We start from the raw sequence: 26316 nt of genomic DNA on the forward strand, positions 1-26316 counted from the left end.
TTAATTTTACTTTATTTTTTCTATTTTACACATAAAAATGCCTTTTTTAGAAAAAATACTTGTCGGAGGTGTATGATCATGAAATCAGAACATCACGATGATCTCGAAACGGGATTTAATCAGCGCAAGCAGCTTGAAATAGCCGTAGAAACAGCCCAAAAAACGACGGGAATGGCAACGAGGCAAAAAAGCTCCACTTTGCTGAAATCGGCGTATCAATCCATTGAAGATGCCAGACAGCTGTCAGAGGCTGAGGAATTATCAGCACTGGATGAAGACTTTTTAAACGAACAGCTCAACATATTAAATAGTTGCCAGCACCAGCTTGATGAATCACAGCACTAAAAAAACCGCGTTCAGCGGTTTTTTAGCGTGGCCCGAAAACCCGGTTTTCATGGATGATGGCCTATTGGGGAATTTTTAGGGATCAATTTTTGTTAGTCAGCACGTCTCCATATGTGCGGAGCTTTTCTCCGACCGTACATTTTGAAATGCAAAATGCGTGGGCATACGTTTTTCCGTATTCTTTTCTGAAGTGTTTTTTGATGAAGCACCCTTCACAGTAGGTGTCCTGCAAATGTGTCAGTTCCTTAAAGATCTCTTTCTTATCCAAAACGTTCATCTCCGTTATTCATCTAGTTTGATTTGGCTTTCCACAATGGTATGCTCAAGCATTTTTTTTGCGAGCTGGTCCGCTTCCTTGTTATCTTTGCGGCTGATTTGAATATAGGTGGGCGTGAGCTTTAATTTTTGAAGCTGGCTTTCGATTCTGTCCAGCCATTTCGAATGAACGGGATCATAGCATGGCCAGTTTCCTTCGAGCTGGTTCAGCACGACGAGCGAATCCCCTTTAATGACGACGGAGTTCCTGCTTGCCCCGAGATCTCTAAGCTCTTTCACGGCTTCGGAGAGAGCCGCATATTCCGCCTCGTTATTCGTTGTCAGCCGAAAGCTCTTGTTCTTTCTCAATCGATACCGCTCCCCGCCGAGGGAGTAATATATCACAATGCCTAAACCGGCGAGCTGACTTTCTTTATCATAGCTGCCGTCAAAATACACGGTGATCTCATCCGGTTCAACCGCAAGTTCCTCTTTCAGCTTTTCCAGCTCTTTCACGGTCCAAAAGCTGCCCTTCTCATCTTCGAACTCGAGTTCAGTGACATACGGACTTTGAGAAAGCTGACGCCCGGCCGCCACTGCCTCTTTCACCTCGATCCATTCATCAGCTGTAAATTGAATGGGTGAAGACCCTTTAATCTTGATTTTCATGCCTGCTCTCAGTTTCACAAAATCACCTTTATTCAAATTATGGCTTGTTATGCTATAATCAAAACAGTTTATTCAGAAAGGAAGTACTCGTTCTTGTTTAACGAAATATTATGGATTAGTTTTGCGATCATTAATTTTATCATTGTTCTCTTCTTTTTTAAACGATTTGGCAAAACCGGTTTATTTGTCTGGATCGGTTTTGCGACAGCCGCCGCCAATATCGAGGTGGTCAAAACGGTCGAGCTGTTCGGTTTGACTGCGACACTCGGCAACATCCTGTACGGAAGCGTATTTTTTGCGACCGACGTCATCAATGAAAGATACGGAAAGGAAGAAGCGAAAAAAGCCGTTTCAATCGGTTTTTTCATTCTGATTACCTTGACGCTCGTCATGCAGGGAGCGCTTCTATTCAAGCCGCATCCTGAAGACATCGCACAGCCTGCGCTGGAGACGATATTCGGCTTCTTGCCCCGCGTGGCGCTCGGCAGCCTGCTCGCCTATATCATCAGCCAAACGCTTGATGTTTATGTATATTCGGGAATCAGAAGGTTATTTCCTTCCGATCGGGCACTATGGCTTCGCAACAGCGGCAGTACAGCCCTAAGCCAGCTGCTCGATACGTTGATTTTTACAAGCGTTGCGTTTATGGGCGTTTATCCGCTGGATGTATGGATTCAAATTTTTATCACGACATACGTCTTGAAATTCGTTGTCGCTGTTTTCGCAGCACCGTACGCGTATGCCGCTAAAAGAATCACCCCTTTGGATGAAAGGAGCGAAAACAATGCCGGTTGAGGTCTATATCGACGGAGCAAGCGCCGGTGATCCCGGACCGTCCGGACTTGGCATTTTCATCAAAGACGGTCAGAAGACCGAGTCCTTCTCCCTTCCCGCCGGCTCACTGAGCAACCATGAAGCGGAATTCCAGGCGCTGATCGAAGGAATGAAGCTGTGCGCCGAACGAAACTACCGGATCGTTTCGTTTCGGACCGATTCGCAGATCGTCGAGCGCACGGCGGATTCGGAGTTTGTCAAAAATCAGGATTTTAAGCCATATCTGGATGAAATCATCCGCTTAAAAAAGGATTTTGATTTATTTTTTATCAAGTGGATTCCTTCGAAGTCAAATCAGGCGGCTGACAAGCTGGCGAAAAAAGCGATATTGCTGAACGCCCCCGAGTAAAATCCATTCCCGCTGCACATCATAACGAGTGAGGTGGTTCAAGTGGAAAAACAGCATTCAGCAGGAAGAGGCCGCCTGACAGGCGGTGTCACGCCCCAGGGAGATATTGTATTGAACCGGGATAACCGGCATACAGACCCAAAAACCGAGCTTGAAAACCGGGCGAAAAAAAGCAATACAAAACATTAGAGAGATCGGTTACCCGATCTCTCTTTAGATGATTGACAAATTCCTAAAAGGTTTTATTTTTAGGAATTTGTCATCCCATTCAGGGTGTCTGAAAACCCTTGCAGTCTAGGAAGCCCGAGCACCGGAGCGGAGCGAATGTTATAATTCGTGAGCACCGGAGCACAGGCCTGACAACGAATGCGAGGGTTTGGCAGCACGCTGAGAGAGATCGGTTATCCGATCTCTCTTTTTTCGAATTTCATCAGCAGCGGTTCGATTCCCCGTATTTGATGAAGTCTCAGCATCTCCTTTGCCCTGTCATGCATCAAGGTGAAGTCCGCATCGTCCAATGAGCAGGAAAGCGGTACATCGCATTTGATTTCTGCAAGGATTCTGGACAGCTTCAGGTCTTCAAGACATTCGGTTATTTTCGTCTGCTGGCCCTTTGTCAGCTGACCGATGTTTTCCAGCAGCCGGTCAACAGTTGAATATTCCTTGATCAGCTTGTAGGCCGTTTTTTCGCCGATGCCTTTTACCCCAGGGTAATTATCGCTTGTATCGCCCATCAGCGCTTTGATGTCAATTAAAGCCTTCGGTTCGACACCGGTCTCTTCACTGAATGATTCTTCCGTGTATACTTTATAATTGCCGATTCCTTTTTGAAGCAGAGCAACTTTAACATTGACTGTTAAAAGCTGAAGCAAATCTTTATCACCGGTGACGATCGTGATCTCCGCTTCTTCGCTGAACATCGCTGACAGCGTGCCGATGCAGTCATCGGCTTCATAGCCCGCAAGGCCGATATTTAAAATCCCGAGCTCTTCCGCCGCTTCCTTTGCCATGTCAAATTGCGGAATCAATTCTAGAGGCGGCTCGCTCCGGTTCGCTTTATAATCCTTAAATAAATCGTTGCGGTACGTTTTGCTTCCCATGTCCCAGCAGCAGACGACATGGCTCGGTTCAAACGCAGACACCGCTGTTAACAGGTGTTTTAAAAAGCCGTGAACCCCGTTTGTCGGCACGCCTTTGTCATTCAGCATAAAATTGCGGTGCACCGCAGTCGCAAAAAAAGACCGGAATAATAAAGCCATCCCGTCTACAAGCAGCAGCTTCTTGTTCATTATGGAAACTTCCTTTCATCATACAATGCACTTATTGTACCACAGGAGCAAAAATGATGAAAACAGCGTCTAGCGACGCTGTTTCTATTTTTGGTGCTGTTTTTTGCTTGAAATTAATTTTGCGGCTTCCATTTGCGAATAGGATTCAGTCGCAAATTCAGTGTTAAAGCCGTTCTTCTTTTTAGCGTTGTTGTTTCGCTGTGCATTCGCGTTGCCAAGCTTTGTTCTTCCCATTACACTTCACCTCCAGCGGGCGGGTCAGGTTTATGTTTTGCAAAAAAACATGACACCACACGCGGAAGGATCCACCAGCTAGGCCTGTGGATATTTTCGGCTGACGTATTCGGCGACCATTTCTTTCGAAACGAGCCGTCTCGTGGGAACGATGCCTTTTTTGGCCAATTCGTTTATCTGCACTGTAATTTGGTTGATGAGGTCGGTTGAAAATGCTTCGTTTCGCCGGCACTTATCGACCGCTTCATCGATCGCTTTTTCCCTCTCCTGTTCGAGACGCACGAACTTCTTGATGTGCTGGTGCTGTTTTTTTGAATGTACTGTAATGGCTTCATGAACGTTTGTCATCGTCTAATTCCCTTCTTTTTTTATTCAGTCTATCATGCCTGCCAGCCAGATATCCATACCTATATCAATCTGATTCAACAGGAGCGGAGCCATTCGCCTGCCAAGGCATACGCTTTTTCAATGTTTTCACGTTCTGCGCTTTCCAACGGCTCATGAAAATATGCTTCTTTTTGTTCTGCCAGTTGAGCTTTTGCGGACAGAACAGCCGCTTTCTGTAATTGTCCGGCGCTCGTTTTGCAGCGGTTTAAAAATGTCTGCTTTTCACGTTGAATCCATTTGTCCGTGGTCGCCGAAAGCTTTGCAGTAAACGCCTCGACAAGCCGGGCTTTGCCATTTTGCTGAAAAAACGTTTTAGGCGTTTTGAACATTTTCAGTTCATCTGTAAACTTCCCTTCATCCGCTGACGCTTCAGCCATTTCCCAACTGTCGGTCTCAGGCCGGTCAGCTTGGATATGAACCGAAAAATAAGAATTACCGGCAAGCCGCTCTTTTACGGCATTTGCCCACTGTTCGCCGGCATGCTTGAGCATCATGTTTTCCATTCTGATATCAAGCGCTTTTAGTTCCTGCAAAAATTCGAATTCATACTCTTTTAAGCAGCTTTTCAAAGCGGTTTGCAGATTGGCGCGCCAATCTCCGTTCTGAAGCCCGGGATGTATCGCAGCTTTAAATAAATCGTGTGCATAAAAGGCCAGACGCTGCCTCATGTGGTAAAATTGCTCTTCCACATCCTTTTCCGTCATTTGAAGGATTGATGATCCCTTCTCTGCTTTTTCAATGGCAGCCAAAGCCTCTTGATAAGCTTTGGCGACTCGCTTTTGCTCTGCTTCCGTTTCTTCAGCGGAACGGTGCAGTGAACGGCGGAGCTGAAAGACAGTTTCACACAGTTTTTTGCCTTCATCAAGCAGTTCTTCGACAGCTGTTCTGGCCAAACCGTTTTCGATAAAATCGTCGAGCTCCCGCTTTAATCTGCTGAAGTCGTTGTACCGTGAAGCTTTTTTGCTGAGCTCCTGTTTGCTCGATACATGGTAGAGGTGCGGATTTTGAATACCTTCTTTCAAGAGCTCTCCCCTTACATAGTCTTCAACCATCTGTAATTCGACCGGGCTTTCCGCGAGGTCAGCCGCATTTAAAATAAAAAACATTTTATCCATGCTGAAAGCGTCCTTAATGAGCCCGAGCTTGCGCAAAAACGACCGGTCCGCTTTGGAAAATGCATGCTGGTAGTATGTTAAGTAAAGCAGGGCATCGGCATCTTTCATGTATTGAAACGCAAGCTCTGTATGCCGTTTATTCATGCTGCTGGCGCCCGGTGTGTCGACGATCGTAATTCCTTTGTCCGTAACAGGTGTACTCAAATAAACGGTGACTTCGCGGACGGCACAGGCCGTTTGTTCTTCAGCGACATACGGATGCAGATCGTCAGCGGAAATTGTCAGGATTTCCTGATCGTTGATATATGAACCATAGCGCTCATAAGCCTTGAGAAAGTTCTTGATCAGCAGCCGTTCATCATCGTGCAGTTCTCTTTTTTTTAAGAGGTTTGCAAGTTTTTCGCCAAAAGCGGAGCCTTTTGCCGCAGCCATTTTCCCATCCAAAAGCTGATCCAGTTCCGCTGTGATTTCCCCTTCCGTTTTAAAAGCGACTTCTGCTGTCCTGTCCCTTTTGGTTCCCGACGGTTTTGTTATTTTATTAATCGTTGCCGTTGTCGGCGTCGGAGATGACGGCAGCACTTTCCGCCAGCAAAGCGCATTTGCAAAGGACGATTTGCCGGAACTGAATGCGCCGAAGAGCGCGAGGGTAAACTGCCTTGTATGAAGGCGCTCCGTTTTGTCCAGGAATGCTTTTCGCTGCTTTTCCAAAACCGGGATATCCGCCAAAAACCGGGCCAGTTCGAAAAAGTGCTCAATGTACTCAGAAACGCCCTTTTTCGGATGGAGCGCCTCGTCTTTACGGCTGCTGTTCTCCTCTTGCACACGGACCGGTTCCGCCCGTCCCGCATCAAGCGGTTTTTCAAGGGGCTTTTTTTCGGCGGCATGCCAATTCGCTGGCAGCTCGTTCAAATCGCATTGATCCCAGAGACGGTTCGCTTTTTCATATGACTTCTGCTGCTCGATCAACCGGCTTTCGCGCTCGGCGAGCTTCGCTTGTTCCGCTTCATATTCGGCTTTCATCGCTTCCGCCTGCAGGTCGCTTCTTTCTTTGATGAAGGTTTTGAGCTGGTCGATAAGTGGCTGTGCTTGTCTCTTCGCCTTTCTTCTGATGTTTTCAGCCAGTTCTTTCGTATAGTTCAGCACGTATTCCGGTGTAAGCTCAGCCCCTTTTTTCTGGGAACGAAGCAGTTCATCTTCATCGATCATCGTCCGAAATTGAAGAACTTCCTGAAGCATTTCATCACTCTGGACATTAAAGCGGTTCATGAATGCCTTGATTGCTTCAATGACATGCCAATCGATTTCGGCTTGAACCCTTTTTTGGACGTCGGCAAGAAAAGCTTCTTTTCGTTTTTGTTTTTCTTCAAGCGTTTTGGCCTTACTGAAAAGAAATCCTTTTTTAAAGCCTTTTTCGATCGATTCCAAATACGATTTGGCCAGCTCTCTCATCTCAAACGGCGTTATATTTGCGTTTTGGGCAATCGTTTGGATGTCTTTTTTGATTTGTTCCTCCGCCCGTTTTTCCTGTCCTGTCAAATCGGCAAGCTGTGCTTTTAAAATCTTGACGGTTTCTCTTAAGGAAGCGGTTTCTTCCGACAGAGCCGTATCTTCGTCACTGATCAGCATTTTGATATGTTCATGAATCAAGCTGCTGATTTTTTGTTCCGTATATACCTTTAGCTCCTGTTCGGATTGATGCTGAAGCCTTTCCAGCGCAGCGCGAAGCCGGTTGAATTCGTTCAGCGGATGATCGGCTGCAGTGACCGATGTAAAAAAGAGATGCTCTTCATTGATCCCTTCTTTCAGCAGCATATCGAGCACTTGTTTTTTATAGGCATGGAAGCCTGTTTCTGCTTCATCATGGCGGTCAATCTGATTCACGATAAAAAAAATATTCGGTATCTTATCTTTTATTGATCGAAGAAAATTCACATTTTCTTCGGAATGGACATGATTGTAATGCACAACATAAAACAAGGCATCTGCCTGGTGAAGAATCGAAGACGCCGAGAGAAAATGGGCATCGTCCGTAGAATCAATTCCGGGCGTGTCGATTAAGACAGCCTGAGGCGCAATTCCAGAAAAAGGCCCCTCGACTTCCACCATTTCAATCTGGCTGCCGTCCCTGCAGTACGCCTGCACTTTTTCTTTATCATAAGAGCCATTCATCTCGGCGTACCTTCCATCGATCGTATGGAGTGTTGTTTTCATTTCTCCCCTGCGGACCAGCACGAGGTTGGCGCTCGTCGGTATCGGACTTGTCGGCAGGACGTCTTCCTGAAGCAGCGCGTTCAAAAGCGATGATTTTCCTGCTGAATAATGTCCGGTTAACGCGATGTACACTTCTTTTCTCAGCCATTTTCGGATGATGCCCGCAAGCTGCGCCGACCGCTTGTCATCCCCGTTTTTTCTGAGCTCCCCGAAAACCGCTCCGGCTCTTTTTATCAGATCGTCTTTCGTGTTTATTTGTGCCATGTTTCCTACCCCTTTTATGCGTTGTTGTTTGCCCTCTTAGCCCTTTCTCCCATTTTACACAACCTTGCTGTATTTTTCTTCACAATCTAAAAGAAAAAACGAGAAAAAGCTGCCGGTTTCGGCAGCTTCAGCACGTGTATCTATTTATTTTTGCGGATTCGCTCCAGCGATTCCTTTTAAAACATATCCGATCAATAAACTGTATGTACTGACGGCCGCCAGTAAAAAAAACATCGTCATACGCGACTCACCATCCTATAATGAGAATGTTTATCATCATTATAAATGAAATGATAATCATTTTCAATGGTGTGATTTTTCTAACGCCTGTTCTTCTGTACGAATGCGGATGTACATGACAGCAGCGTTGAGCACCGTAAATAAAAGTGCGGTGGCATATGCCTGGAAAAGCAAGGGCAAAAGCAGAAATTCAAGAGCCACCGCCACATAGTTCGGATGTTTGATCCATTGATAGGGCCCCTTTCGGACAAGGTTCGTTCCAGGGATGACAAGGATTTTCGTGTTCCAGCATCTCCCTAGTGAAAAGAGCGCCCAATACCGGAGGGTCTGAGTGAAGATGAGGCCTGTTAATACGACAAGCGCCATCGGAAGGGGTCCGCGTTGAAAAGCGATCGTTTCCCAAATCAAAGATACGAAAAACAAAACATGCATCGCGACGATGTAAGGGTAATGGCGTTTCCCGTATTCGACCGCTCCCTCTTTCAAAGCGTTTTTTTCATTGAACTTCGCGACTGCCAGCTCAAGCAGGCGCTGGGCGGCAAAAATGCTTAAGATCGTCCAAAACATGTGTCAGTCACTCTCTTTTTGTCCATCTCAAGAGCACTAGCTCCGATGAAAAGCCCGGACCGAGCGCTCCTAAGAGACCGTATTTTTCCGGCACGGGACTGCCATGCAAACAATATTCTTTTAAAACATACATCACAGTGGCCGATGACATATTGCCGTGCCTGGCCAAAATTTTTCGTGAACAGTCGATGTGTGCTTCGGAAAAACCGAGGCTTTCCATATAAGCGTCGAGGACCTTTTTTCCGCCCGGGTGAGCCAGAAATACTTGAATATTCTCCAAAGCGATCTGTTCCTTATGGAGGAATGCTTCGACATCGTTCTTTAAATGTGTTTTGATCAATGTCGGAATGTCCCTGGAGAAAACGACTCGAAAACCGTTGTCATTGATTTCCCAGCCCATGACATCTTCCGAATCTTCCAAGATGGCAGATTGTGAGCTCAATACTTCCGGAAGAACATCCAATCTGGCTGATGAAATATCCGCTTCCTTGCCGCACATTAAGAGTGCGCCGATTCCATCGCCAAATAAAGATGTGCCGATCAGGTTGCTTTTCGATTGATCATCCTTTTGAAACGTTAAACTGCACAGCTCCGCCGCAATCACAAGGACATGGGCTTCCGGAAAAGCTTTGCAGTATTCGAATGCCCTTGCTATACCTGAAGCCCCTCCTGCACAGCCGAGCCCCCAAATCGGAATCCGCTTCGTCCGTTTTGAAAAAGGCAAAATGTTCATGAGCTTCGCTTCAATGCTTGGAGTCGAAATACCTGTAGAAGAAATAAAAAAAATCGCTTCAATTTTTTCGTAAGGGATTTCTTTTTTCAAAAACCGTTCGTCTGACAGGCAGTTCGAAACAGCTTCAGCACTGTGTCTGACAGCCATATCAATGTACGCTTGATTTTTTTCCTTGAAGCTCTTGGCCTCTTTATACCAATCCAAAGGCATGACAAATTGTCTTGAAGCGATTTCACCATTTTGAAAAGCTGACAGCAGACGGTCAATGTCTTTAAATGAATTTTTGAACATCTCCCTCGCAAAAACGGCTGCTTCCTTTTGGTTGACATGGCAGCGGGGAATGCTTGTCCCCGCCGAAATGACATAGGCCATAACACCACCTCTATTTACAGCGTCTCCCGAATCACGCGGCCTTATGTGGACCTCTCGAAAAAATAAGCCATCAGCACTTCATCTTCATATTTCCCGTCTGTCAAAACCTGTTCCTTTTGGACCCCTTCAATGACAAATCCGCTTTTCTCATAGAGCGACAGCGCTGCTTCATTTGCGGAAAATACAGTCAGGCAGAGCTTATGCAGACGATGCAGCCTGCACCAGTTCAGGGTGTAGGACATGATTTCCCTGCCGATCCCAAGCCCTTGCGCCTTGCTGTGGAGCCAAGTTCTGAACAGCCCCGTGTGCCGCTTCATTTTGAGTTCGCCGCGAATGACCCGGGCAATTCCGTACACCGTACCATCGATTTCAACCGCCGCATACATGTTGTCTTTTTCCATCATATCGCTGATGAATACACGCTCTTCCTCAAGTGTGCGCGGCTGTTCTTTTTGGATGAAAACTCCCGTTTGAATCACATCTTTCACCGCTTCAATGATGTCAGGGGCATCCGCCATTTTGACAGGACGGATGACCGCTTCACCGCCGTCTTTCGTGCTGATGCGTTCGACAAGCTCATTCACAGTTTCCATTCGTTACGCCTCCTCTTCATACCGGTAGTATGGCTTATCCGCAATGAGAAAACACAACAAAAAAACCTCACAATCTGTGAGGTTTTAAACGGCGGATTTTTCAGTTGGAACTGCTTCAGGCTGTTCAGCATGACGCGAAAACGGATGGATGTGAAAGATCGCATTCAAGAGAATGGCGGTAAAGCTTCCCGCGACAATTCCGTTCTCTGTCAAAAGTTTGACGGCGTCAGGAAGGTTTTGAAACATTTGCGGTACAACCGTCACGCCGAGGCCGATTCCGATTGAACACGCTACGATCAACAAGTTCTCCTGCGTTCCGAAATCAACCCTGCTCAGCATTTTGATCCCGTAGGCGATCACCATGCCGAACATCGCTACCATAGCGCCGCCGAGCACAGGTTTAGGAATAATCGTCGTTAAAGCAGCGGCTTTCGGAAACAGCCCCAACAGAATAAGAAAAGCTCCAGCAAGCGCGATCACGCTGTTTTTCTTAACTCCTGTCAGCTGAACGAGACCGACGTTTTGCGAATAGGCCGTATAAGGGAAGGCATTGAAAACCCCGCCCAGTAGCACGGCAATCCCTTCGGCGCGATATCCTTTTGCTAAATCTTTTTCTGTCAGCCGGCGGTCCGTCAAATCACCCAATGCAAAGTAAACGCCTGTAGACTCGACAAGGCTGACGATCAGCACGAGGGACATCGTCAAGATCGGTGTGACCTCAAAAACAGGGGCACCGAAGTAAAATGGATGGATCATCTGCACCCAGCCCGCGTTTGCCACTTCTGTAAAATCAACTTTTCCCATCAGAGCGGCGCCGGCTGTTCCTGCGATCAAGCCGATTAAAATGGAAATCGATTTGATAAATCCTGTTGTAAAACGATATAAAAGGACGATGACCAGTAAAACGGAAAAAGCTAAAGCAAGATTGGACAGCTCACCGAAATCGCTGCTGCCTTCACCGCCGGCCATGTTGTTCATCGCAACCGGAATCAAGGTGATACCGATCACCGTAACGACCGATCCTGTGACAACAGGAGGGAAAAACTTAACAAGCTTTCCGAAGAAAAAGGAAACGATAACGACAATCACACCGCCTGCTATGATGCTTCCATAGATCGCTGGAATACCGTATTTCGAGGCGATCGAAATCATCGGGGACACGGCTGTGAACGTACATCCCAATACAACAGGCAAGCCGATTCCGAAAAAGCGGTTTTTCCAAACTTGCAGCAGCGTCGCCACACCGCACATCAAAATGTCGGCAGACACAAGATATGTCAGCTGAGCCGGCGTCAGACCGAGAGCACCGCCGACAATCAGCGGTACGACAACGGCTCCTGCATACATGGCCAGGACGTGCTGAATGCTTAATGAAACGGTTTTACCGGCCGTAAGTTTCATGACCCAACCTCCTGTAAAAAGGTAACTTTTCCGTCGGCAAGAGATGCAATACGCGCAAGGGATTCGACTCTGATTCCAAGGTTGTCAAGCTCCTCCCTGCCCGTCTGGAATGATTTTTCGATGACAATCCCGATTCCGCACACCTTTGCGCCGGCCTGTTTTATGATGGAAACGAGCCCTTTCGCTGCTTGTCCGTTTGCCAAAAAATCGTCGATGATCAGAACTTTGTCATCCTTTGAAAGGTGGCTGGCTGAAACAGCAATCGTGCTTTCCGTTTTCTTTGTAAATGAATAGACAGAAGCCGTCAACAGATTTTCCGTTAAGGTAAGCGATTGACGCTTTCTTGCAAATACTACCGGCACGCCCAGTTTCAAGCCTGCCATTACGGCAGGTGCGATCCCTGAGGATTCAATCGTCACAATCTTCGTGACGCCTTCCTCCCGGAAAAGCGTGGCAAACTCTTCACCGACAGCAAGCATTAATTCCGGATCGATTTGATGATTTAAAAATGAATCAACTTTCAGCACTTCGTCAGACAACACCGTGCCCTGCTCTGCAATTTTTCGTTTTAGCTTTTCCATTAAACCCCTCCGTTCATCAATTGCCCTTTATAAAAAAAGCATTGTCCGCTCGGATTTTGAATGCGAGCGGGCAATGCTTAAAAAGACGAATTCCGTCTGTTTCACTAAAAGACGTTCGTTTTCTTATCGCCCACTCATAGTCGGACATTTACGGTGCCCGGTAGAAACTTGCATGCCATATCCACGCGATTATATGAGTGATATAATGTATCAAATTATATCAACTTTCGGCGCGAATGAAAAGGGATAAAATAAAAAAAGACGAACCTGCACACATTTTTTCAGTTGAAACGTTCGTATTTAACAGAAAATTCTGACCCGAAAACCCCTCCCAGGCACACGGGAGGGGTTTCTTTTATAAATAGAGTGTTGTATATTTTTCTTCCAGGTAGCGGATTAAATGACGGACGTTTAATTCTTCGCCTGTCGCAGATTTGATGATTTCCAGCGGTTTTTTTCTTTTGCCGTGGACGTGAACATGCTCTGTCAGCCATTTTCTGATCGGTTGAAAATCGCCGTTTTCAATCAGGCGGTCAAACTCCGGAAGATCTTTCAGCATGCTTGACTTCAGTTGAGCCGCATACATATATCCGAGCGCATATGAAGGAAAATAACCGAAATCGCCGCCGGACCAATGGACATCCTGCAGAATTCCTTTAGCATCGTCGGGAGGCGTAATGCCCAGGTATGCTTCATATTTGTCATTCCATAGTTTCGGAAGGTCTCCGACCGATACTTCGCCGCCGAAAATCGCTTTTTCAATTTCGTAGCGAATCATAATATGCAGCGGATATGTCAGCTCGTCAGCCTCAATCCGAATCAGCGACGGCTTCGATTCATTAACGGCTCTGTAGAATTGGTCGGCAGTAACGCCTGCAAACTGGTCAGGACTTGCTTCTTTTATTTTCTCAAAATACCGCGTCCAAAAACCTTGATGCCTGCCGATAAAGTTCTCATAGAAAAGGGATTGGGATTCATGAATGCCCATTGATGCGCCGTCTGCTAAATTGGTTCCGCCCAGCGCTTCATCAATGTTCTGTTCATAAATGGCATGGCCGCATTCATGAATCGTTCCGAAAACAGCCGAGCGAAAATCGTCTTCATTGTATGCTGTGGTCACCCGCGCATCCCCTTGGCTGATCGTCACCTGGAAAGGATGAACCGTCTCATCCAGGCGCCCCGCCTCAAAATCATAGCCCAGTTCTTTCAAGAAGAAGTGGCATATATCGCGCTGCCGCTCTTTCGGGAAATGTTCGTGCACAAAACCCGTATCAGGCTTTTGATCACTGGCGGCAATCTTTTGCACAAGCGGAACGATCGCCTTCCGCAATTCAGAAAAAAGCCCGTCGAGCTTTTCGACTGTAACGCCTGGTTCGTATTGGTCCAGAAGCGTGTTATAAGGGTGGCCTTCATATCCCCAGTATGAGATAAACCGTTTTTTAAAGTCGATAATTTTTTCTAAATACGGAGCAAAGAGAGAAAAATCGGACGCCTTTTTCGCTTTTTCCCAGGCGGATTCCGCTTTGGATGTCAACGTCGTATATTCTTTGAACTCCTCTTCCGGAATCTTGCTGTTTAAATCGTACTCTTTTTTCGCTTCCTCAACCGCTTTCTGTGTATCGGAAGGCAGATCTTGTTTTTGCTCAGTGAGGGCATCCAATAGTTCTTTCATCCGCGGGGACGTTCTCATCTGAAAGACGTCTGCCGACAATTGGCCGATGGCTTCAGCGCGGCTTTCTTCCCCTTTTATCGGCGCGCCCGTCCTCATATCCCAGTACATGACGTTAATCGCCTGCTCATACCGGCTGATTTTCTTTAATGTTTCTAAAAACTCTTTTTCATATGTATTGATCGACATCATTCATCCTCCTCTTCCCGTATATGATGCGAATTGTAATCAGACTAATGGAAATATTTACGAAAGTCAACTTTTATGCAGCCAAAAAAAAGAAAAGCGGGATGTCCGCTTTTCTTTACACATAGACCGGCTGAACAGGAAGCACAGATTCGACTTCTTTTATCACATTCCATTCTTTTTCATCGCCCGCAAAAATGCTGATCGTGCCGGAGTCGCTGTTTGATCTGATCAGACGTCCGATGCCTTGGCGCAGCCTTAGCAGCATGTAAGGAAGGTCTACTTCGCGAAAGGCGTTTTCCATGCCGCTCCGCTTCGCTTCAAACACAGGATCGTGCGGCGGAAAAGGAAGCGACCAGATGATGACATTTTGAAGCGGGTCTCCGGGAATATCGAGCCCTTCCCACAGATGTACAGAACACAAGACGGATTCTTCTACCGTTTGAAACTTTTCAACGATTGTACTGATTTCTTCATCCCCTTCAAAGTAAACGGGAAACGAAAATGATTCCTGTGCAGTCCGGAGCTTGAAGGACAGAAGCTCTTCAAAAGACGGAAACAGGATCAGCGTCTTCCCGCCCGCTTCTTTGATTGCACGGATTGCCGCTTTTTCCTTCGCTTCTCTTTCCTCGATTCGATGGATGTACACTTTCATCTGCTCTTCATAATCGTACGGCGAATCAACGGTAAATGATAAGTAGTCGCGAATCCCGAGGCTTGTCGCCAAATAATCGAACGATCCGTTTTCCGATAATGTTGCCGATGAGAAAATAAACGGAATCGGCTTGGAGAACACCTTTTCTCCGAGAACTTCGGAGACGGTTCTCGGCATGACGACGAATGTCGACTCAAGCTCTTTTTGCTCAAGCCAGCTGATCGCATTTTTTCTGTAAAGGGAAAGGGAGTAAGCCATCTGTTCGAGATACTCTTCGACAACAGTTAAAGCGTACTGATCAATCGTGTACAGCTCTCCTTCAAAAACGAGCGCCTCCCCGATTTTTTCAAGCAAGTCATACAGCTCGGCGGCTGCTTTTTTCAGATTGGTATGATCTTTGATGCGCATGCGCTCAGAGCCTTCTGCTTTTTCGGCGTTTTCCGAAAGCAAACCGAAAAATTCGTCGTTGGCGCGAAGCGCTTCTTCGACTAGCTCTGCAAATTCTTCTCTGATGTCATTGCCGAGCAGGCGCTCGAGAAACATTTCGAGCGTCGATTGCTTCACCCTGTACGTCAGCGCTTTTTGCGCCGCAAACTCGAGCAGATGCCCTTCATCGAAAACCACTGCGCTGTGCTCCGGCAAAAGCGGCAGCTGGCCTTCCCGTTTCCTCGCCTCTTCTGTCCAAACATGCTCCATATAGAAATCATGGGAACAGATGATGAAATCGGTTGATTTTCGATAATGGTCTCTTGACAGTGTGAGCCCGCAGCGGTGCCTCATATCACATGTGAGACAGTCTTGAAAAGAGTCGTAACCGATTTCAGACCATTCATCATTTGATAAAGACGAATACTCTTTTCGGTCGCCGTACGGATAAAAAGTCTGCATGCCTTGCGATTCGTGAACGAAAGACGGCAGACTTTCGTAAAGGTCAAGCCATTTCTCATCATCAGAGCGCTGCATTGTTTTCTCCAGTTTTTTCAAACATAAATATTGATCATGCGACTTGCTGAGCCTTGCGTCAATCGTCAAGCCTAAATGCTCGGAAATTTTGTAAATATCGCCTTCTTTTTTGACGAGCTGTTCGATCAGCGTCTCATCCGCACAAGCGATGACCGCCGGCTTGCCCGTATACCTGGCATAGCTCAAGGCAAACAGAAGATAGACGAGCGTTTTTCCGGTTCCGACGCCGGCTTCTGCAAACATGACCTTCTTTTCCTTAAATGCCCGCTCTAATTGAAAAGCCATGAATATTTGCTCATCGCGCAAATCAAAGCCTTTTTCAGGAAGAATATCGTAAAATACATCACCGATCCAATTGTTCAGTTCTTCATAAAAGTTTTTTGTTTTTGTTAATGAAAAAGGCAGACGAGATGCTGTCACCCTGCTCCAACCCCCAACTTTCGAGTTTTCAGAACCTCTATCCTATCACTATGATTCGGGAAATTCAACAAGAAAGATTTGAGAAAAGGAGCAGGAAGCCTCTCTCAACTATTTCCGGTAAATCGAATGCGTCAAAAACGGATGATCTGTCGATTCCATATGGCTGATCGCGTTTTTCAATTCTTCCTTTGCATATGTAAGGCACTCTCCGCCAACGTCCTCGAGCTGGTTTTCTGACGTCTCCAGCGCTTTTTGAATCATTTGAATGTGATCGCTGTTCAACATGAAATCACCCCTTTTCAAATCGAATAATCCCGAGTATATGCAGGATGAATCGTTTTTATACAGGCTGATTTTATGTTTTTTCTTTCTTTACTCTTAGGGCGGACCGTTTTCGCAGCGGTCAAACACCCTTTTTCAGTCAAACAAAAGCTGAACATGAGATAACAAGGACTGTGTTAGACAATGTGCTCTTTATCCATCATAAAAACCCAGTCTATTCTGTTTTTCTATCATATCCTGTAGGGACTTAAAAATTTATAGACTAAAGGTGGAGAGTTTATGTACTATTATGAACCGGCAAAGAAAGATTATTGGGATTATGATTATGATCCTTATAAGAAGGATTACGATTATTGCAAAAAGGACTTCTACTATCATGAGCCTTGCAAGAAGGATTATTATTATGAGCCTTGCAAAAAAGACTTCTATTACCATGAACCTTGCAAGAAGGATTACGATTATTGCAAAAAGGATTATGACTACCATGAGGATTACAAAAAAGACTACGATTACCACAAGCCTTGCAAGAAGGATTATGATTACTGCAAAAAGGACTTCTACTACCATGAACCTTGTAAAAAAGATTATGATTACCACAAGCCTTGTAAAAAAGACTACGATTACCACAAGCCTTGCAAAAAAGACTGTTACTATGAGCCGCGCAAAAAATGCTATGATTCGTCTTATAAAAAGAAAAATGATTCATGGATTTATTAGTGAGTCAATGTTTTGCATGCGCTTTTAAGGGGCTAATTTAAAAGGCTTTCCAGCTATGGAAAGAAAAAAGGCTGCCGTTTTACACGGCAGCCTTTAAACTTCACTTCTCTTTATTCGGTTTTGGCGGCCTTTTCCCCCAATACTGGTAATAGTCCGTCTTAATAAAACCGTTAAAGAGTTTCCGTTTTTTTGTTGCTTTTTTCCCGTAGCACTCTTCAAAATGCTCGTTTGATGTCAGCATGTAAACAGACCACGTATCAAGTTCGGCAAATGCTTTGCCCATATCTTTATACATGGCTTCGACTGCTTTCTTTTCACCGAGGCGTTCCCCGTACGGCGGATTTCCGACGATCACGCCGTATTCCTCTTTCGTCCGAAAATCCTTTACCTGCATTTGCTTAAATTCGATGAAATCGGCGAGTCCCGCTTCCTCGGCATTTGCCTTGGCGATCTCGATCATGCGATGATCGAGGTCATACCCCGATATTGAAAGCGGCTGATCATAATTCGCTTTGTCTTCGACTTCCAGCCTCGCTTGATCCCACACTTCTTTGCCGATCCATTCCCATCTTTCAGATGCAAAATCCCTGTTGAAACCCGGCGCGATATTTTGGCCGATCAAAGCGGCTTCGATCGGTATCGTACCCGAACCGCAAAACGGATCGACGAAAGGCCTGTCAGGCGTCCAATTTGTCAATAGAATTAAAGCTGCAGCAAGGGTTTCTTTCAGCGGCGCTTCCCCTTGGCCGGTTCGGTATCCCCGTTTATGGAGCCCGGCTCCGGATGAATCAAGCGTTATGACCGCTTTGTCTTTTAAAAGAGAGACCTCAATTTTGTATTCCGGGCCTGTTTCCTCAAGCCACTCGCCTTGTGCCCGATACTCTGATTTCAGCTTTTCGGCGATCGCTTTTTTGACGATGCGCTGGCAGTCCGGCACGCTTGCGAGCACTGATTTAACAGACTTTCCCGTCACAGGGAATGACGCGTGTTCAGGAAGATAGGCGCTCCAGTCGATCGCTTTTGTCTTCTCGAATAATTCGTCAAAAGTCTTGGCTGTAAATTCGGCAACCTGAACTTTCACTCTGTCAGCGGTTCTCAGCCACAGATTGGCTCTGCAGATAGCGAGGGCATCGCCTTCAAATACGACTTTGCCGTTGTCAACCGTACAATCATATCCAAGGTCGCGCACCTCTTTGGCGACGATCGCTTCAATTCCCATCGGCGCTGTTGCGATTAATGTATAGGTTTTCATCATATCACCTGTTTTTATGTATGTTTTTTACATGATAAAAGCTCTCCTACCTGCGGAGAGCTTATACATTGTCATCATCATAATAGTGTGTAACGTTCTGTAAGCCATGTTTTGTTCCGTCGTACTGCCGTCGGCTGCTAAGCCTCGTACTCGGGTGGTAATCATCTATCTACAGAGCCAACTCTGTCCTTCCTTCCGTTCATTTCCGTCCAGAAGGTTCCCCTACCAAAATTTGGGTTTCTCGCTCGAGGGGTTTACCGCGTTCCACTCTCACCATTTCTAGTGAGACTTCGTCACTGTGGCACTTTCAAGGATACTCAGCCATATCCATGAAGGACGTAGGCTTTTTTCCTGCCGTCAGCCTTCTGCAAGGCTGCCCTAGCTTATGACTTCGCTAGGCACGAACACTACGGGCATCTCAGCACCGTGCGAGCATGGACTTTCCTCTACAGATGTAAAATCTGCAGCGATTACCCGAACGTTAAGACATCCACTATTATAGCTTAGTTTGTTCTAAAGGACAAGCGGTTTTCATCAATCGTATAATTTGCTTCCAAACACATGTTTTTCCAAATTGGAAAGTCGTTTTAGAATATCAAAATTGGTCGTATTTGATTGAGCCGGCTGTCTCTTGTTGGCTTCTTCAAGCTGTTTTTTCAACTGCAGGTTTTCCTGCTGCAATTCTTCGATTTCCTGATGGAAGGCTTCATAGTCTTTAATGACCATGTCCAAGAATTTGTCAACGTCTTCCTGCTTGTAGCCTCTGACTCCTGTTTTGAATTCTTTTTCCAAAATTTCTTTAGCAGAAAGCTTCACTTTATCAGCAAGCATCTTTTTCACCTCATATCGTGAATCATCATCTTATATTTTTTCAGAAAACGTGTTCAATGTCAAATTTTCTCTTGCACTTTTTACTCTTCGTAAAAGCTGCATTCTTCAACGGTGACTCTCAAGTCATCCATCGTAATCGTGTAGATCGGAAAATCGCGTTTTTCCTGAGCCTTTTTTGCTTCATTCAGCATATACACAGGCGAGCCTTCGATTTCTTCATCGTACAGAATCAATAAGCCATCCGCCTTTTCAATAAAGAACCGGTTTTTTTGTTTAAATTGCACCGGGCTTTCGTACGGCCTGTGTGTCAAGCTTTCAGTGAAATCGCTGGCTGCGAGCACAGCTTCATACTGCTCTTGGTTTTTCTCATTCCATTTCTTTTCCTGTTCCAAAAACGGAGTGATGACCGCCACTTTCAAGTCGGGATATTCTTCCTGCAGCGAAAACGCGACTTCAGCCGCCCATAGTTCAGTGCCAAGCTGGCCTGAGATAAGGACCCATTCCAGGCCTTCCTCAAGCAAAGCGATCATCCGGTTTTCAAGCGCTTTTTTTATGTAGAACAGGGCCTTGTCGTCCTGTTTGAAAATCCCGAGTTCAAACGGCTTGTACCCTGTAACGGCCAATACTTTCATTATGATCACCTGCTAAAAAATGGGGCCGTATTCCGCCCCATTTTTTTAAAGATATTCTGTTGCTCACGTTCAATCCGGCGCTCGTTCATCCCGACAAAACTTCCGAAAACCCTTTTTAGTAAGGCCCCATGCCCATTCCAGGTCCCGGCATCATTCCTGCTCCAGGGCTCACGAAGTGCTGATGTGATGCCTGGTTGACAGCTGATTGAGTTTGCGGGAAGTAATGAACATGCTGAAAATGCTGATGATTGACATTCGTTGTGTGCTGCGGGTGAATGTGCGGTACGACGGTTTTGCTTTGCGTATGGTTGTAGCAGCATTGAGTAGGATGAACAATCGGCGCCATTACATTCGGTTTACAGTGCATGAAAATTCCCCTTTCTTTAAGCTTCTATATACACTATTAAACTATGAAGCAAGGGGTAAACATGTACTAATATAAAAACCTATTTTAAAAGTAAGCCATAAAGCTTTCCTTGAAATTCGTCATGATCAATACGATAAACAGTACGACGACAAAAAAAAGATAAAACAGCCCCTTATACATATCGACGCTCCCTTCAAACCATTCTAACGTTATTTTACAAGAAGCGATCGGTTTCTACAATTCATAACGTGCTTGAAATGTTTGGCTTTCGAAGATCGTCGTTTTCTGCGCTTACCCGGGGAATATTTCGTCCGTATTTCCTCTCCAGCCGCTCGCGCCGTCTCAAGAAGCCGGCCATTTCTTTTTCGGTCAGCTCAAACTTTTGTGAACCGTGCTGCTGCAGCAGGTTGTCCGTTACGTCGAGAGCGGCCCGAATATCCCGCTTTCGATGTTCAAGGTATTTGGCGAGTTCGATTCCTGCGCGCCAGGCGGTTTTTCCGTCTTCTCCATTTTGGAGCTTCAACCAAAGGGCTGCGGCTTCTTTTAGCATGCCTTGTTTTTTGTACTGCATGGATAAATCGAATGATGCGCGTTCAGACTGTTCAAAAGGCTTTTTTTCAAGCTCCTGCAACTGCGCTGTCGCAAGCTCTGTCTCCCGGTTGGCGAGGAGCCATTTTGCCATCGCGTACTTTTCGTTTGCTTCCGCTGTCTGCTCCGGGGTGAGGATTTTTTTCGATAAATGGATGTAAAGAGAGATTAAAGAAAGCACGTCAAGCTCATTGTGGCGCAAAACGCCTTCAATGATTTCCGGACGTTCCTCCTTTAAAAAATGAAAATACATCATCGGCGCCAGGTAGCCCGGCGTATCTTCAGTTCTTACAACGCCAAGCTCTTCCTTTTCCACCGTCCCCAAAGAGACGCGGTCAAATTTATGCTTCCAAAGGCGGCGGGATCCGTGCAGCAGGTCAAAGTGGCCGAAATCCGGCAGCTTTGGGACCCTGTCGCGGATCAGCGTGTGCCTCGTTTTCACCTGGGGCCAGTCGAACGCTTTGCCGTTATAGGTGACAAGAGACTGAATATCGACTTCACTCAGGAAGCTGTGATAGAGGGCGGCTTCGTGCCCTGGCTTTGGCAGCAGATGCTGTTTGATGACTACGCGGTCGTCATACACCCTTGCATGGCCGAGCAAAAAGATCGCATTGCCAGCCCCTCCTCCGAGACCGGTCGTTTCCGTATCAAAGAAAAAAAGCTGGCTCGGTGTATACCCTTTGCTTGAAAGCCCATGGGAAACGGTGCTGTTGTTCCATTGCCGAACCGTCTCATGAAGCTCAGAAAACGCGTAATGGCCATGAACATGTGTCAACGGATAAACGACCTCCCTGATCAGGCAATAGCATTCCTCAAACACATATGGTTTAACACCGAGTTCGGTCCATTCTTTCTCAAAACCGACGGACATGGACGTCTGCTTTTCTGCTGGAGGGTCCGTTTTTTCTTCTTTCGCTTGATTTCCCAGGTGATGCTTATAGCGATTAAGTTTTCGTTTTAAAGACATGCCGCTCAACCTTTCCAGCCTTTTAAAAGGCGCAGAGCATTGTTTTTTGTCTGATCGCCGCTGCCGCCCACTCCTATGCAGGAAGGACATCCTGACTCACACGGACATCTTGAAATCAGCCGGTGCGCTTCACTGATGATCTCGGGCATTTGTTCATACACTTTCTGAGACAGACCCACTCCGCCGGGATAGCGATCATACAAAAAGATCGTCGGCTTTTCGTTATGAACGGCTTTGATTTGCGGAAAAACATGCAGGTCAGATGGATCGCACATCACTTTTAAGGCAGCGACATGTCCCAGGACATTTGCAGTCCCAAGCAAAGCCTCTTCCAATTTGATGTCGTTCCAATTTTGCCGCTCATCATCGTTCACCTGCACCCAAGCGGCATTCGTATGCAGCTCCTCTTCCGGCAGATGAATCGGTCCTGAACCGATATTTTCATGCGTTTCAAATTTTATTTTCTTAAAAATCGTCGCTTTTGCCTGAACGGTCACATCCCCAAAACCGAACGCTGCGGTTTCCGTTTTTTTCTCCTTGTCAACTTCGAGAACTCTCAATAGGACGGCAAGATTGGCATCCGTATAGTAATCAACTTGAACCTCGCGGACAAACGCCTTTTTCTCCTCCCAGTCAAGCTTTTCCACCTGGTATTGGATGCCTTGATGCAAATAAATGGCTTCATCATGAAGAAGCGTCATGGCGCTGAACCTGTCCATTTCTCCGATCACTTTCGCCTTCTCTCGTCTTGACTGATCAATAATGACAACATTTTCCTGAGAAGCCGACCTCAAGCTGATGCCGTGCGCCGGAAAAGCGTCATTCATCCAGTGATACGTGTTCCCGGTTAAGTGGAGGACCCTTTCTTCTGCCAAGTAGTCAAGAATATCCTCGATTTCTGCACCGCCGAATGTGTCCGTTCTTTTGAAAGGCAGTTCAAAGGCTGCGCATTTGATATGATCGACGAGAATGACCAGGTTGTCCGGATTAATGACGGCAGTCTCGGGATTTTGTTTAAAGAAATAGTCCGGATTCTGTACGATGTACTGATCGAGCGGGGCTGAGCTTGCCACCATGACAATCAGCGCTTCGTTGTGCCTTCTTCCGGCGCGGCCGGCCTGCTGCCAGGCGCTTGAGATCGTTCCCGGATATCCGGTCATGATGCATGTCTGCAGCTGTCCGATATCAACGCCCAGTTCGAGTGCATTCGTGCTGACAACGCCTTTAATGTCCCCGCTGCGAAGGCCTTTTTCAATGACGCGCCGCTCGTTCGGCAGATAGCCGCCCCTGTAGCCCTGAATCGAATGAGAGCCGACAATCGGTTTCATCACTTCCTGCAAGTATGTCAATATAATTTCAACCCGGACTCTGCTTCTCGCAAACACAATCGTCTGAATGCCGTTTTTCAGAAATTCGGATGCGAGCTTTCTCACTTCAAGGGTCGCGCTTTTCCTGATGTTAAGCGAACGGTTCACCATCGGCGGATTGTAAAATAAAAAGTGCTTTCTTCCCGATGGGGCGCCGTTGTTTGAAATCAGGTGCATCGGCTGCCCCGTGAGCGTCTCAGCGAGCTCCAATGGATTGGCGATCGTCGCGGATGTACAGATAAACTGCGGCTTGCTTCCATAAAATTCAGCGATCCGCATCAGCCGTCTGATGACATTGGCTACATGGCTGCCAAAGACTCCCCTGTATACGTGAAGCTCATCGATGACGATATATTTCAGATTTTCAAACAATGACACCCATTTTGTATGATGGGGCAAGATCGCCGAATGCAGCATATCTGGATTTGTAATGACGATATGGCCTGCTTTTCTGACTTTCTGCCTGATCGAAGGCGACGTATCTCCGTCATATGTATAACAGTTGATCGACGCACCGATTTCATCGATTAATTCATTCAGTTCGCTTTTTTGGTCCTGCGACAATGCCTTTGTCGGAAAAAGGTATAAGCTGCGTGCATCTTTGTCTTCTGTGATCCGCTGAATGACGGGCAGATTGTAGCAAAGCGTCTTCCCTGATGCAGTCGGCGTCACAAGCGTCACGTTTTTGCCGGCGGCGCTGTGCAGATATGCGTCAGCCTGATGGGAATACAGCTTTTCTATCCCTCTTTGCTGTAAAGCGTGCACGATTCTCTTATCTAAACCTTCAGGAAAATCGCGGTAATCCGCGTCTTTTTCCTCGATTGTATGCCAATGAACAATTTGCCTGCTGAAAGCTTGGTCTTCTTTCAGAAGCTGAATCATATCTGTTAAATTTCGTTTTTGAAACAACGCTGTCACCTCTCATTCTATTTTAGCGAATGTCCGTTCGTTCTGAAAGAGGTGATTTTCTGACAAAATGAAAAAGCAGAGAATCGCTCTCTGCTTTTGTGTGTTACTTAACTTTAAGCTCCATGAGCTTTGTCTCACTTTTTTTTGCTTCTGCCTCTTCATGTTTTGTGACGCGCTCCAACACATCGCCGTTCATAATGACGATCGGCGTAATTGTGCTGCTCGCTTTTTCCTTGATCAGTTCCAAATCGCACGTTATCAAAGGATCGCCGACTTTTACTTTGTCTCCTTCTTTGACATGGGCTGTGAAACCTTCGCCTTCCATCGCTACGGTTTCCAGACCGATGTGAATCAAGAGCTCCACGCCGGACAATGAACGAATGCCGATGGCATGTTTTGTGTGGAACAGCTGGATCACTTCTCCGTCGACAGGTGACACGATCTCGCCCGCGGAAGGCTCGACAGCCATTCCGTCGCCCATCATCTTTTGGGAGAAAACGGGGTCAGGGACTTTTGAAAGTTCCAAAACTTGTCCGTCAACCGGTGAAAAAACGGTTTCTTCTTTCACTTCATTTTGTTTCTGACCAATACCGAATAATTTTTTCAGCAATACAGTTGGGCTCCTTTCAAAACGCCTCTTTATGATGGCTATTAAAAGAGGAACAGGTTAAATATCAAATCTTTGGATTCCCCATTATTTAACCACACTTTCAAATTCCCATCAATGAATAACCATATCATGAGCCCCTGCATAAGCTGAAAATAAAAAATCGGGGGTGATGAAGAATGGATTTCAAGGAAAACGATAATCACTCGCTCAGCAAGAAAGACGAAATTCAAGAAGCGGTTGAACAGTTATTTTACAACTCACCTTTTCACGATATTTTAAATTCATTCCAAAAGCTGATATCAGACCAGCTTCAGAATTCCACCATTTCGATGCACATCAGAGAGGAGAATGGGGCGCTTCACGTCGATATCGCCGTTCCTGAATCGTTTCAAAACGGAGATATCATGATTGAAGCGAAATCGAGGTATCTTCATGTCGCCTTGAAGGAGAAACAAGAAAGCGGCGGTTCTTCATCATTTACAAGCCTGTCCAGAACCGTTCTGCTCCCATATCCCGTCCGTGAAGAAACAATGAAGACGTCGTGGAACAGAAATGTCCTCACGGTCTCATTTCCGGAGCAAAAAAAGCATGAATGACCTTCATCCATGCTTTTTTTATTTGAAGAATCCCATAAACCCTTTGGCCAGCGCTCCGACCTGGTTGACCGTGCTCACCATCTGGCCTGCGGTGTCCATCATTTTGCTGAAATCAAACTGCCCGTTCTTTTTTTTGAATTGCGACAGAAAGCTTTGAAATTGTGATGGCTGGTGAAGATTCGGCCGCGGTGAAGGATATGGATGCTGATAAGGAAATGCCTGAAACGGCGGAAGCGGCTGCATTTGCTGCTGAACAGGCTGATGATAGACTGAAAACGGATCCAAATTCTGTTCAATCGGCTGCTGATATGCCTGCGGCCGTTGAGCGGGATGGGCGTACGGGACGGTTTCCTGGCTGTAGTACGGCTGAACGGGATGATAAGCCTGATGATTTTGCTGATAGGCTTGAGCATACGCACCAGGGCCGGAATAAGGATATGCGGCGGCTCTCCTCTCTTCCATCTTTCCTCTCCTCCTAAAGCCCTTTTTTATAAGTGTATGATATAGAAACATTTCTCGTTCCAATGGTTTTGTCACAAGTTTGTCAAAAAGTGTCGAAAATTTTAATATTTGAAAAACAGAAAAAAGTCGAATTGTTATGGTACTATATTATTAATATAAAGGAGAGGGGATGCACCATATGAACGTATCATACTTAAGAAATTGTTTTGCCGAGATGAAACAGTATGAGACAGACTGCATGAACAAACTGATGGATTTCGCCAAGTTTTTGTATATCCAAGGACATCTGACATTAAACGAATTTCGCACAAGTATGAAAGTTCTTGAAGCGAATGGCGCACAGCACCCTGCTTATGATATGAATACGGACGCCAGCTAACAAACAGCCCTCATAAAAAAGAGAC

30 protein-coding genes, 1 other RNA gene and 1 riboswitch are annotated in these 26316 nt (G+C 46.1%); of the genes, 7 read left to right on the plus strand and 24 right to left on the minus strand.

Annotation, left to right across the window (positions count from 1 at the left end; translation table 11 throughout):
* The first annotated feature begins 78 nt into the window (after nucleotides 1-78).
* On the plus strand, nucleotides 79-345 hold the full coding sequence (locus BTA31_RS13890; protein WP_076792519.1) for a DUF2564 family protein: 267 nt from the start codon (nucleotides 79-81) through the stop codon (nucleotides 343-345).
* A gap of 82 nt (nucleotides 346-427) precedes the next feature.
* Here the strand turns inward: BTA31_RS13890 and BTA31_RS13895 are convergent, their stop codons facing one another.
* Nucleotides 428-613, minus strand: coding sequence for a zinc-finger domain-containing protein (locus BTA31_RS13895; protein ID WP_003182841.1), 186 nt, complete (start codon nucleotides 611-613; stop codon nucleotides 428-430).
* 14 nt (nucleotides 614-627) lie between these two features.
* A complete protein-coding gene (locus BTA31_RS13900; protein WP_043926984.1) occupies nucleotides 628-1287 on the minus strand; it encodes a reverse transcriptase-like protein in 660 nt (219 codons plus the stop codon).
* A 75-nt stretch (nucleotides 1288-1362) separates the two neighbouring features.
* Here BTA31_RS13900 and BTA31_RS13905 point away from each other — a divergent pair, with 75 nt between their 5' ends.
* From BTA31_RS13905 to sspL, 3 genes are read left to right on the plus strand one after another with little or no spacing between them, the layout of a single operon-like run.
* Nucleotides 1363-2064: a queuosine precursor transporter gene (locus BTA31_RS13905; RefSeq protein WP_043926944.1), complete on the plus strand. Its 702-nt coding sequence runs from the start codon at nucleotides 1363-1365 to the stop codon at nucleotides 2062-2064.
* Complete coding sequence (locus tag BTA31_RS13910; protein WP_043926945.1) at nucleotides 2054-2452, plus strand: reverse transcriptase-like protein; 399 nt, start codon at nucleotides 2054-2056, stop codon at nucleotides 2450-2452. Before BTA31_RS13905 ends, BTA31_RS13910 begins: the two co-directional genes overlap by 11 nt.
* Nucleotides 2453-2494: 42 nt before the next feature.
* A complete protein-coding gene (gene sspL / locus BTA31_RS13915) occupies nucleotides 2495-2641 on the plus strand; it encodes a small, acid-soluble spore protein L (protein WP_003182847.1) in 147 nt (48 codons plus the stop codon).
* Nucleotides 2642-2853: 212 nt separating this feature from the next.
* Here sspL and BTA31_RS13920 read toward each other — a convergent pair whose 3' ends face one another.
* The 13 genes from BTA31_RS13920 to BTA31_RS23040 all read right to left on the minus strand — a co-directional run bounded on the left by BTA31_RS13920 (nucleotide 2854) and on the right by BTA31_RS23040 (nucleotide 16617).
* Entirely contained in the window at nucleotides 2854-3741 is an 888-nt protein-coding gene (locus BTA31_RS13920) for a 5'-3' exonuclease (RefSeq protein WP_043926946.1), read from the minus strand.
* Between the two features lie 84 nt (nucleotides 3742-3825).
* Nucleotides 3826-3975 carry a hypothetical protein gene (locus BTA31_RS23035; protein ID WP_003182852.1) on the minus strand — a complete coding sequence of 50 codons (150 nt, stop codon included), beginning with the start codon at nucleotides 3973-3975 and terminating at the stop codon, nucleotides 3826-3828.
* A 78-nt stretch (nucleotides 3976-4053) separates the two neighbouring features.
* The gene (locus tag BTA31_RS13925) at nucleotides 4054-4323 is read right to left on the minus strand and encodes a YpbS family protein (RefSeq protein WP_076792522.1); all 270 of its coding nucleotides are present in this window, start codon (nucleotides 4321-4323) and stop codon (nucleotides 4054-4056) included.
* A 74-nt stretch (nucleotides 4324-4397) separates the two neighbouring features.
* Complete coding sequence (gene dynA / locus BTA31_RS13930) at nucleotides 4398-7952, minus strand: dynamin GTPase (protein ID WP_076792524.1); 3555 nt, start codon at nucleotides 7950-7952, stop codon at nucleotides 4398-4400.
* A 144-nt stretch (nucleotides 7953-8096) separates the two neighbouring features.
* The gene (gene fbpC / locus BTA31_RS13935) at nucleotides 8097-8192 is read right to left on the minus strand and encodes a Fur-regulated basic protein FbpC (RefSeq protein ID WP_003182857.1); all 96 of its coding nucleotides are present in this window, start codon (nucleotides 8190-8192) and stop codon (nucleotides 8097-8099) included.
* A gap of 63 nt (nucleotides 8193-8255) precedes the next feature.
* Entirely contained in the window at nucleotides 8256-8759 is a 504-nt protein-coding gene (locus BTA31_RS13940) for an isoprenylcysteine carboxyl methyltransferase family protein (RefSeq protein ID WP_076792527.1), read from the minus strand.
* 7 nt (nucleotides 8760-8766) lie between these two features.
* On the minus strand, nucleotides 8767-9864 hold the full coding sequence (locus BTA31_RS13945) for a type III polyketide synthase (protein ID WP_076792530.1): 1098 nt from the start codon (nucleotides 9862-9864) through the stop codon (nucleotides 8767-8769).
* A gap of 41 nt (nucleotides 9865-9905) precedes the next feature.
* Nucleotides 9906-10457: a GNAT family N-acetyltransferase gene (locus tag BTA31_RS13950; protein WP_076792532.1), complete on the minus strand. Its 552-nt coding sequence runs from the start codon at nucleotides 10455-10457 to the stop codon at nucleotides 9906-9908.
* An 84-nt stretch (nucleotides 10458-10541) separates the two neighbouring features.
* Complete coding sequence (locus BTA31_RS13955) at nucleotides 10542-11858, minus strand: nucleobase:cation symporter-2 family protein (protein ID WP_076792536.1); 1317 nt, start codon at nucleotides 11856-11858, stop codon at nucleotides 10542-10544.
* Nucleotides 11855-12439: a xanthine phosphoribosyltransferase gene (gene xpt, locus BTA31_RS13960; protein WP_076792539.1), complete on the minus strand. Its 585-nt coding sequence runs from the start codon at nucleotides 12437-12439 to the stop codon at nucleotides 11855-11857. Before xpt ends, BTA31_RS13955 begins: the two co-directional genes overlap by 4 nt.
* Before the next feature lie 117 nt (nucleotides 12440-12556).
* Nucleotides 12557-12656: riboswitch (purine riboswitch) on the minus strand.
* Between the two features lie 138 nt (nucleotides 12657-12794).
* Nucleotides 12795-14297, minus strand: coding sequence for a carboxypeptidase M32 (locus BTA31_RS13965; protein WP_076792541.1), 1503 nt, complete (start codon nucleotides 14295-14297; stop codon nucleotides 12795-12797).
* A gap of 115 nt (nucleotides 14298-14412) precedes the next feature.
* Nucleotides 14413-16332 carry an ATP-dependent DNA helicase gene (locus BTA31_RS13970; protein WP_076792544.1) on the minus strand — a complete coding sequence of 640 codons (1920 nt, stop codon included), beginning with the start codon at nucleotides 16330-16332 and terminating at the stop codon, nucleotides 14413-14415.
* 108 nt (nucleotides 16333-16440) lie between these two features.
* A complete protein-coding gene (locus BTA31_RS23040; RefSeq protein WP_094777435.1) occupies nucleotides 16441-16617 on the minus strand; it encodes a hypothetical protein in 177 nt (58 codons plus the stop codon).
* A gap of 276 nt (nucleotides 16618-16893) precedes the next feature.
* On the opposite strand from BTA31_RS23040, the gene BTA31_RS13975 reads away from it, so the two are divergent.
* Nucleotides 16894-17331, plus strand: coding sequence for a hypothetical protein (locus BTA31_RS13975; protein WP_076792546.1), 438 nt, complete (start codon nucleotides 16894-16896; stop codon nucleotides 17329-17331).
* Between the two features lie 100 nt (nucleotides 17332-17431).
* Here BTA31_RS13975 and BTA31_RS13980 read toward each other — a convergent pair whose 3' ends face one another.
* The 8 genes from BTA31_RS13980 to BTA31_RS14015 form a co-directional block, all read right to left on the minus strand.
* Nucleotides 17432-18583: a THUMP domain-containing class I SAM-dependent RNA methyltransferase gene (locus BTA31_RS13980; protein ID WP_076792549.1), complete on the minus strand. Its 1152-nt coding sequence runs from the start codon at nucleotides 18581-18583 to the stop codon at nucleotides 17432-17434.
* A gap of 95 nt (nucleotides 18584-18678) precedes the next feature.
* Nucleotides 18679-19065: RNase P RNA component class B (rnpB, locus tag BTA31_RS13985), an RNA gene on the minus strand.
* 52 nt (nucleotides 19066-19117) lie between these two features.
* Nucleotides 19118-19414, minus strand: a complete 297-nt coding sequence (gene gpsB, locus BTA31_RS13990; protein ID WP_003182873.1) for a cell division regulator GpsB — start codon at nucleotides 19412-19414, stop codon at nucleotides 19118-19120.
* Between the two features lie 80 nt (nucleotides 19415-19494).
* A complete protein-coding gene (locus BTA31_RS13995; protein WP_076792551.1) occupies nucleotides 19495-20046 on the minus strand; it encodes an SLOG family protein in 552 nt (183 codons plus the stop codon).
* 115 nt (nucleotides 20047-20161) lie between these two features.
* On the minus strand, nucleotides 20162-20413 hold the full coding sequence (locus tag BTA31_RS14000) for a CotD family spore coat protein (protein ID WP_076792554.1): 252 nt from the start codon (nucleotides 20411-20413) through the stop codon (nucleotides 20162-20164).
* Between the two features lie 241 nt (nucleotides 20414-20654).
* The gene (locus BTA31_RS14005) at nucleotides 20655-21968 is read right to left on the minus strand and encodes a ribonuclease H-like domain-containing protein (protein ID WP_076792837.1); all 1314 of its coding nucleotides are present in this window, start codon (nucleotides 21966-21968) and stop codon (nucleotides 20655-20657) included.
* Between the two features lie 5 nt (nucleotides 21969-21973).
* On the minus strand, nucleotides 21974-24217 hold the full coding sequence (locus BTA31_RS14010; RefSeq protein ID WP_076792834.1) for a DEAD/DEAH box helicase: 2244 nt from the start codon (nucleotides 24215-24217) through the stop codon (nucleotides 21974-21976).
* A gap of 130 nt (nucleotides 24218-24347) precedes the next feature.
* A complete protein-coding gene (locus BTA31_RS14015; RefSeq protein WP_043926959.1) occupies nucleotides 24348-24854 on the minus strand; it encodes a PTS sugar transporter subunit IIA in 507 nt (168 codons plus the stop codon).
* Between the two features lie 176 nt (nucleotides 24855-25030).
* On the opposite strand from BTA31_RS14015, the gene BTA31_RS14020 reads away from it, so the two are divergent.
* Complete coding sequence (locus tag BTA31_RS14020) at nucleotides 25031-25450, plus strand: Hsp20/alpha crystallin family protein (RefSeq protein ID WP_076792557.1); 420 nt, start codon at nucleotides 25031-25033, stop codon at nucleotides 25448-25450.
* An 18-nt stretch (nucleotides 25451-25468) separates the two neighbouring features.
* Here the strand turns inward: BTA31_RS14020 and BTA31_RS14025 are convergent, their stop codons facing one another.
* On the minus strand, nucleotides 25469-25912 hold the full coding sequence (locus tag BTA31_RS14025) for a YppG family protein (RefSeq protein ID WP_043926962.1): 444 nt from the start codon (nucleotides 25910-25912) through the stop codon (nucleotides 25469-25471).
* A 178-nt stretch (nucleotides 25913-26090) separates the two neighbouring features.
* Here BTA31_RS14025 and BTA31_RS14030 point away from each other — a divergent pair, with 178 nt between their 5' ends.
* The gene (locus BTA31_RS14030) at nucleotides 26091-26291 is read left to right on the plus strand and encodes a YppF family protein (RefSeq protein WP_011198064.1); all 201 of its coding nucleotides are present in this window, start codon (nucleotides 26091-26093) and stop codon (nucleotides 26289-26291) included.
* The last annotated feature ends 25 nt before the right edge of the window (nucleotides 26292-26316 follow it).

The sequence above is a fragment of the Bacillus haynesii genome (genome assembly GCF_001969855.1).
Classification (GTDB): domain Bacteria; phylum Bacillota; class Bacilli; order Bacillales; family Bacillaceae; genus Bacillus; species Bacillus haynesii.

Bases quoted from the DNA above. Each gene is read 5' to 3' on its own strand.
- BTA31_RS13955 (WP_076792536.1), bottom strand. From the start codon at position 11,858: ATGAAACTTACGGCCGGTAAAACCGTTTCATTAAGCATTCAGCACGTC.
- BTA31_RS13920 (WP_043926946.1), bottom strand. From the start codon at position 3,741: ATGAACAAGAAGCTGCTGCTTGTAGACGGGATGGCTTTATTATTCCGG.
- BTA31_RS14030 (WP_011198064.1), top strand. From the start codon at position 26,091: ATGAACGTATCATACTTAAGAAATTGTTTTGCCGAGATGAAACAGTAT.
- BTA31_RS14005 (WP_076792837.1), bottom strand. From the start codon at position 21,968: ATGTCTTTAAAACGAAAACTTAATCGCTATAAGCATCACCTGGGAAAT.
- BTA31_RS13980 (WP_076792549.1), bottom strand. From the start codon at position 18,583: ATGAAAACCTATACATTAATCGCAACAGCGCCGATGGGAATTGAAGCG.
- dynA (WP_076792524.1), bottom strand. From the start codon at position 7,952: ATGGCACAAATAAACACGAAAGACGATCTGATAAAAAGAGCCGGAGCG.
- BTA31_RS14000 (WP_076792554.1), bottom strand. From the start codon at position 20,413: ATGCACTGTAAACCGAATGTAATGGCGCCGATTGTTCATCCTACTCAA.
- BTA31_RS13940 (WP_076792527.1), bottom strand. From the start codon at position 8,759: ATGTTTTGGACGATCTTAAGCATTTTTGCCGCCCAGCGCCTGCTTGAG.
- BTA31_RS13890 (WP_076792519.1), top strand. From the start codon at position 79: ATGAAATCAGAACATCACGATGATCTCGAAACGGGATTTAATCAGCGC.
- BTA31_RS13925 (WP_076792522.1), bottom strand. From the start codon at position 4,323: ATGACAAACGTTCATGAAGCCATTACAGTACATTCAAAAAAACAGCAC.
- fbpC (WP_003182857.1), bottom strand. From the start codon at position 8,192: ATGACGATGTTTTTTTTACTGGCGGCCGTCAGTACATACAGTTTATTG.
- BTA31_RS13910 (WP_043926945.1), top strand. From the start codon at position 2,054: ATGCCGGTTGAGGTCTATATCGACGGAGCAAGCGCCGGTGATCCCGGA.
- gpsB (WP_003182873.1), bottom strand. From the start codon at position 19,414: ATGCTTGCTGATAAAGTGAAGCTTTCTGCTAAAGAAATTTTGGAAAAA.
- BTA31_RS14020 (WP_076792557.1), top strand. From the start codon at position 25,031: ATGGATTTCAAGGAAAACGATAATCACTCGCTCAGCAAGAAAGACGAA.
- BTA31_RS23040 (WP_094777435.1), bottom strand. From the start codon at position 16,617: ATGTTGAACAGCGATCACATTCAAATGATTCAAAAAGCGCTGGAGACG.
- xpt (WP_076792539.1), bottom strand. From the start codon at position 12,439: ATGGAAAAGCTAAAACGAAAAATTGCAGAGCAGGGCACGGTGTTGTCT.
- BTA31_RS14025 (WP_043926962.1), bottom strand. From the start codon at position 25,912: ATGGAAGAGAGGAGAGCCGCCGCATATCCTTATTCCGGCCCTGGTGCG.
- BTA31_RS13975 (WP_076792546.1), top strand. From the start codon at position 16,894: ATGTACTATTATGAACCGGCAAAGAAAGATTATTGGGATTATGATTAT.
- BTA31_RS13950 (WP_076792532.1), bottom strand. From the start codon at position 10,457: ATGGAAACTGTGAATGAGCTTGTCGAACGCATCAGCACGAAAGACGGC.
- BTA31_RS13965 (WP_076792541.1), bottom strand. From the start codon at position 14,297: ATGTCGATCAATACATATGAAAAAGAGTTTTTAGAAACATTAAAGAAA.
- BTA31_RS13945 (WP_076792530.1), bottom strand. From the start codon at position 9,864: ATGGCCTATGTCATTTCGGCGGGGACAAGCATTCCCCGCTGCCATGTC.
- BTA31_RS13995 (WP_076792551.1), bottom strand. From the start codon at position 20,046: ATGAAAGTATTGGCCGTTACAGGGTACAAGCCGTTTGAACTCGGGATT.
- BTA31_RS14010 (WP_076792834.1), bottom strand. From the start codon at position 24,217: ATGATTCAGCTTCTGAAAGAAGACCAAGCTTTCAGCAGGCAAATTGTT.
- BTA31_RS23035 (WP_003182852.1), bottom strand. From the start codon at position 3,975: ATGGGAAGAACAAAGCTTGGCAACGCGAATGCACAGCGAAACAACAAC.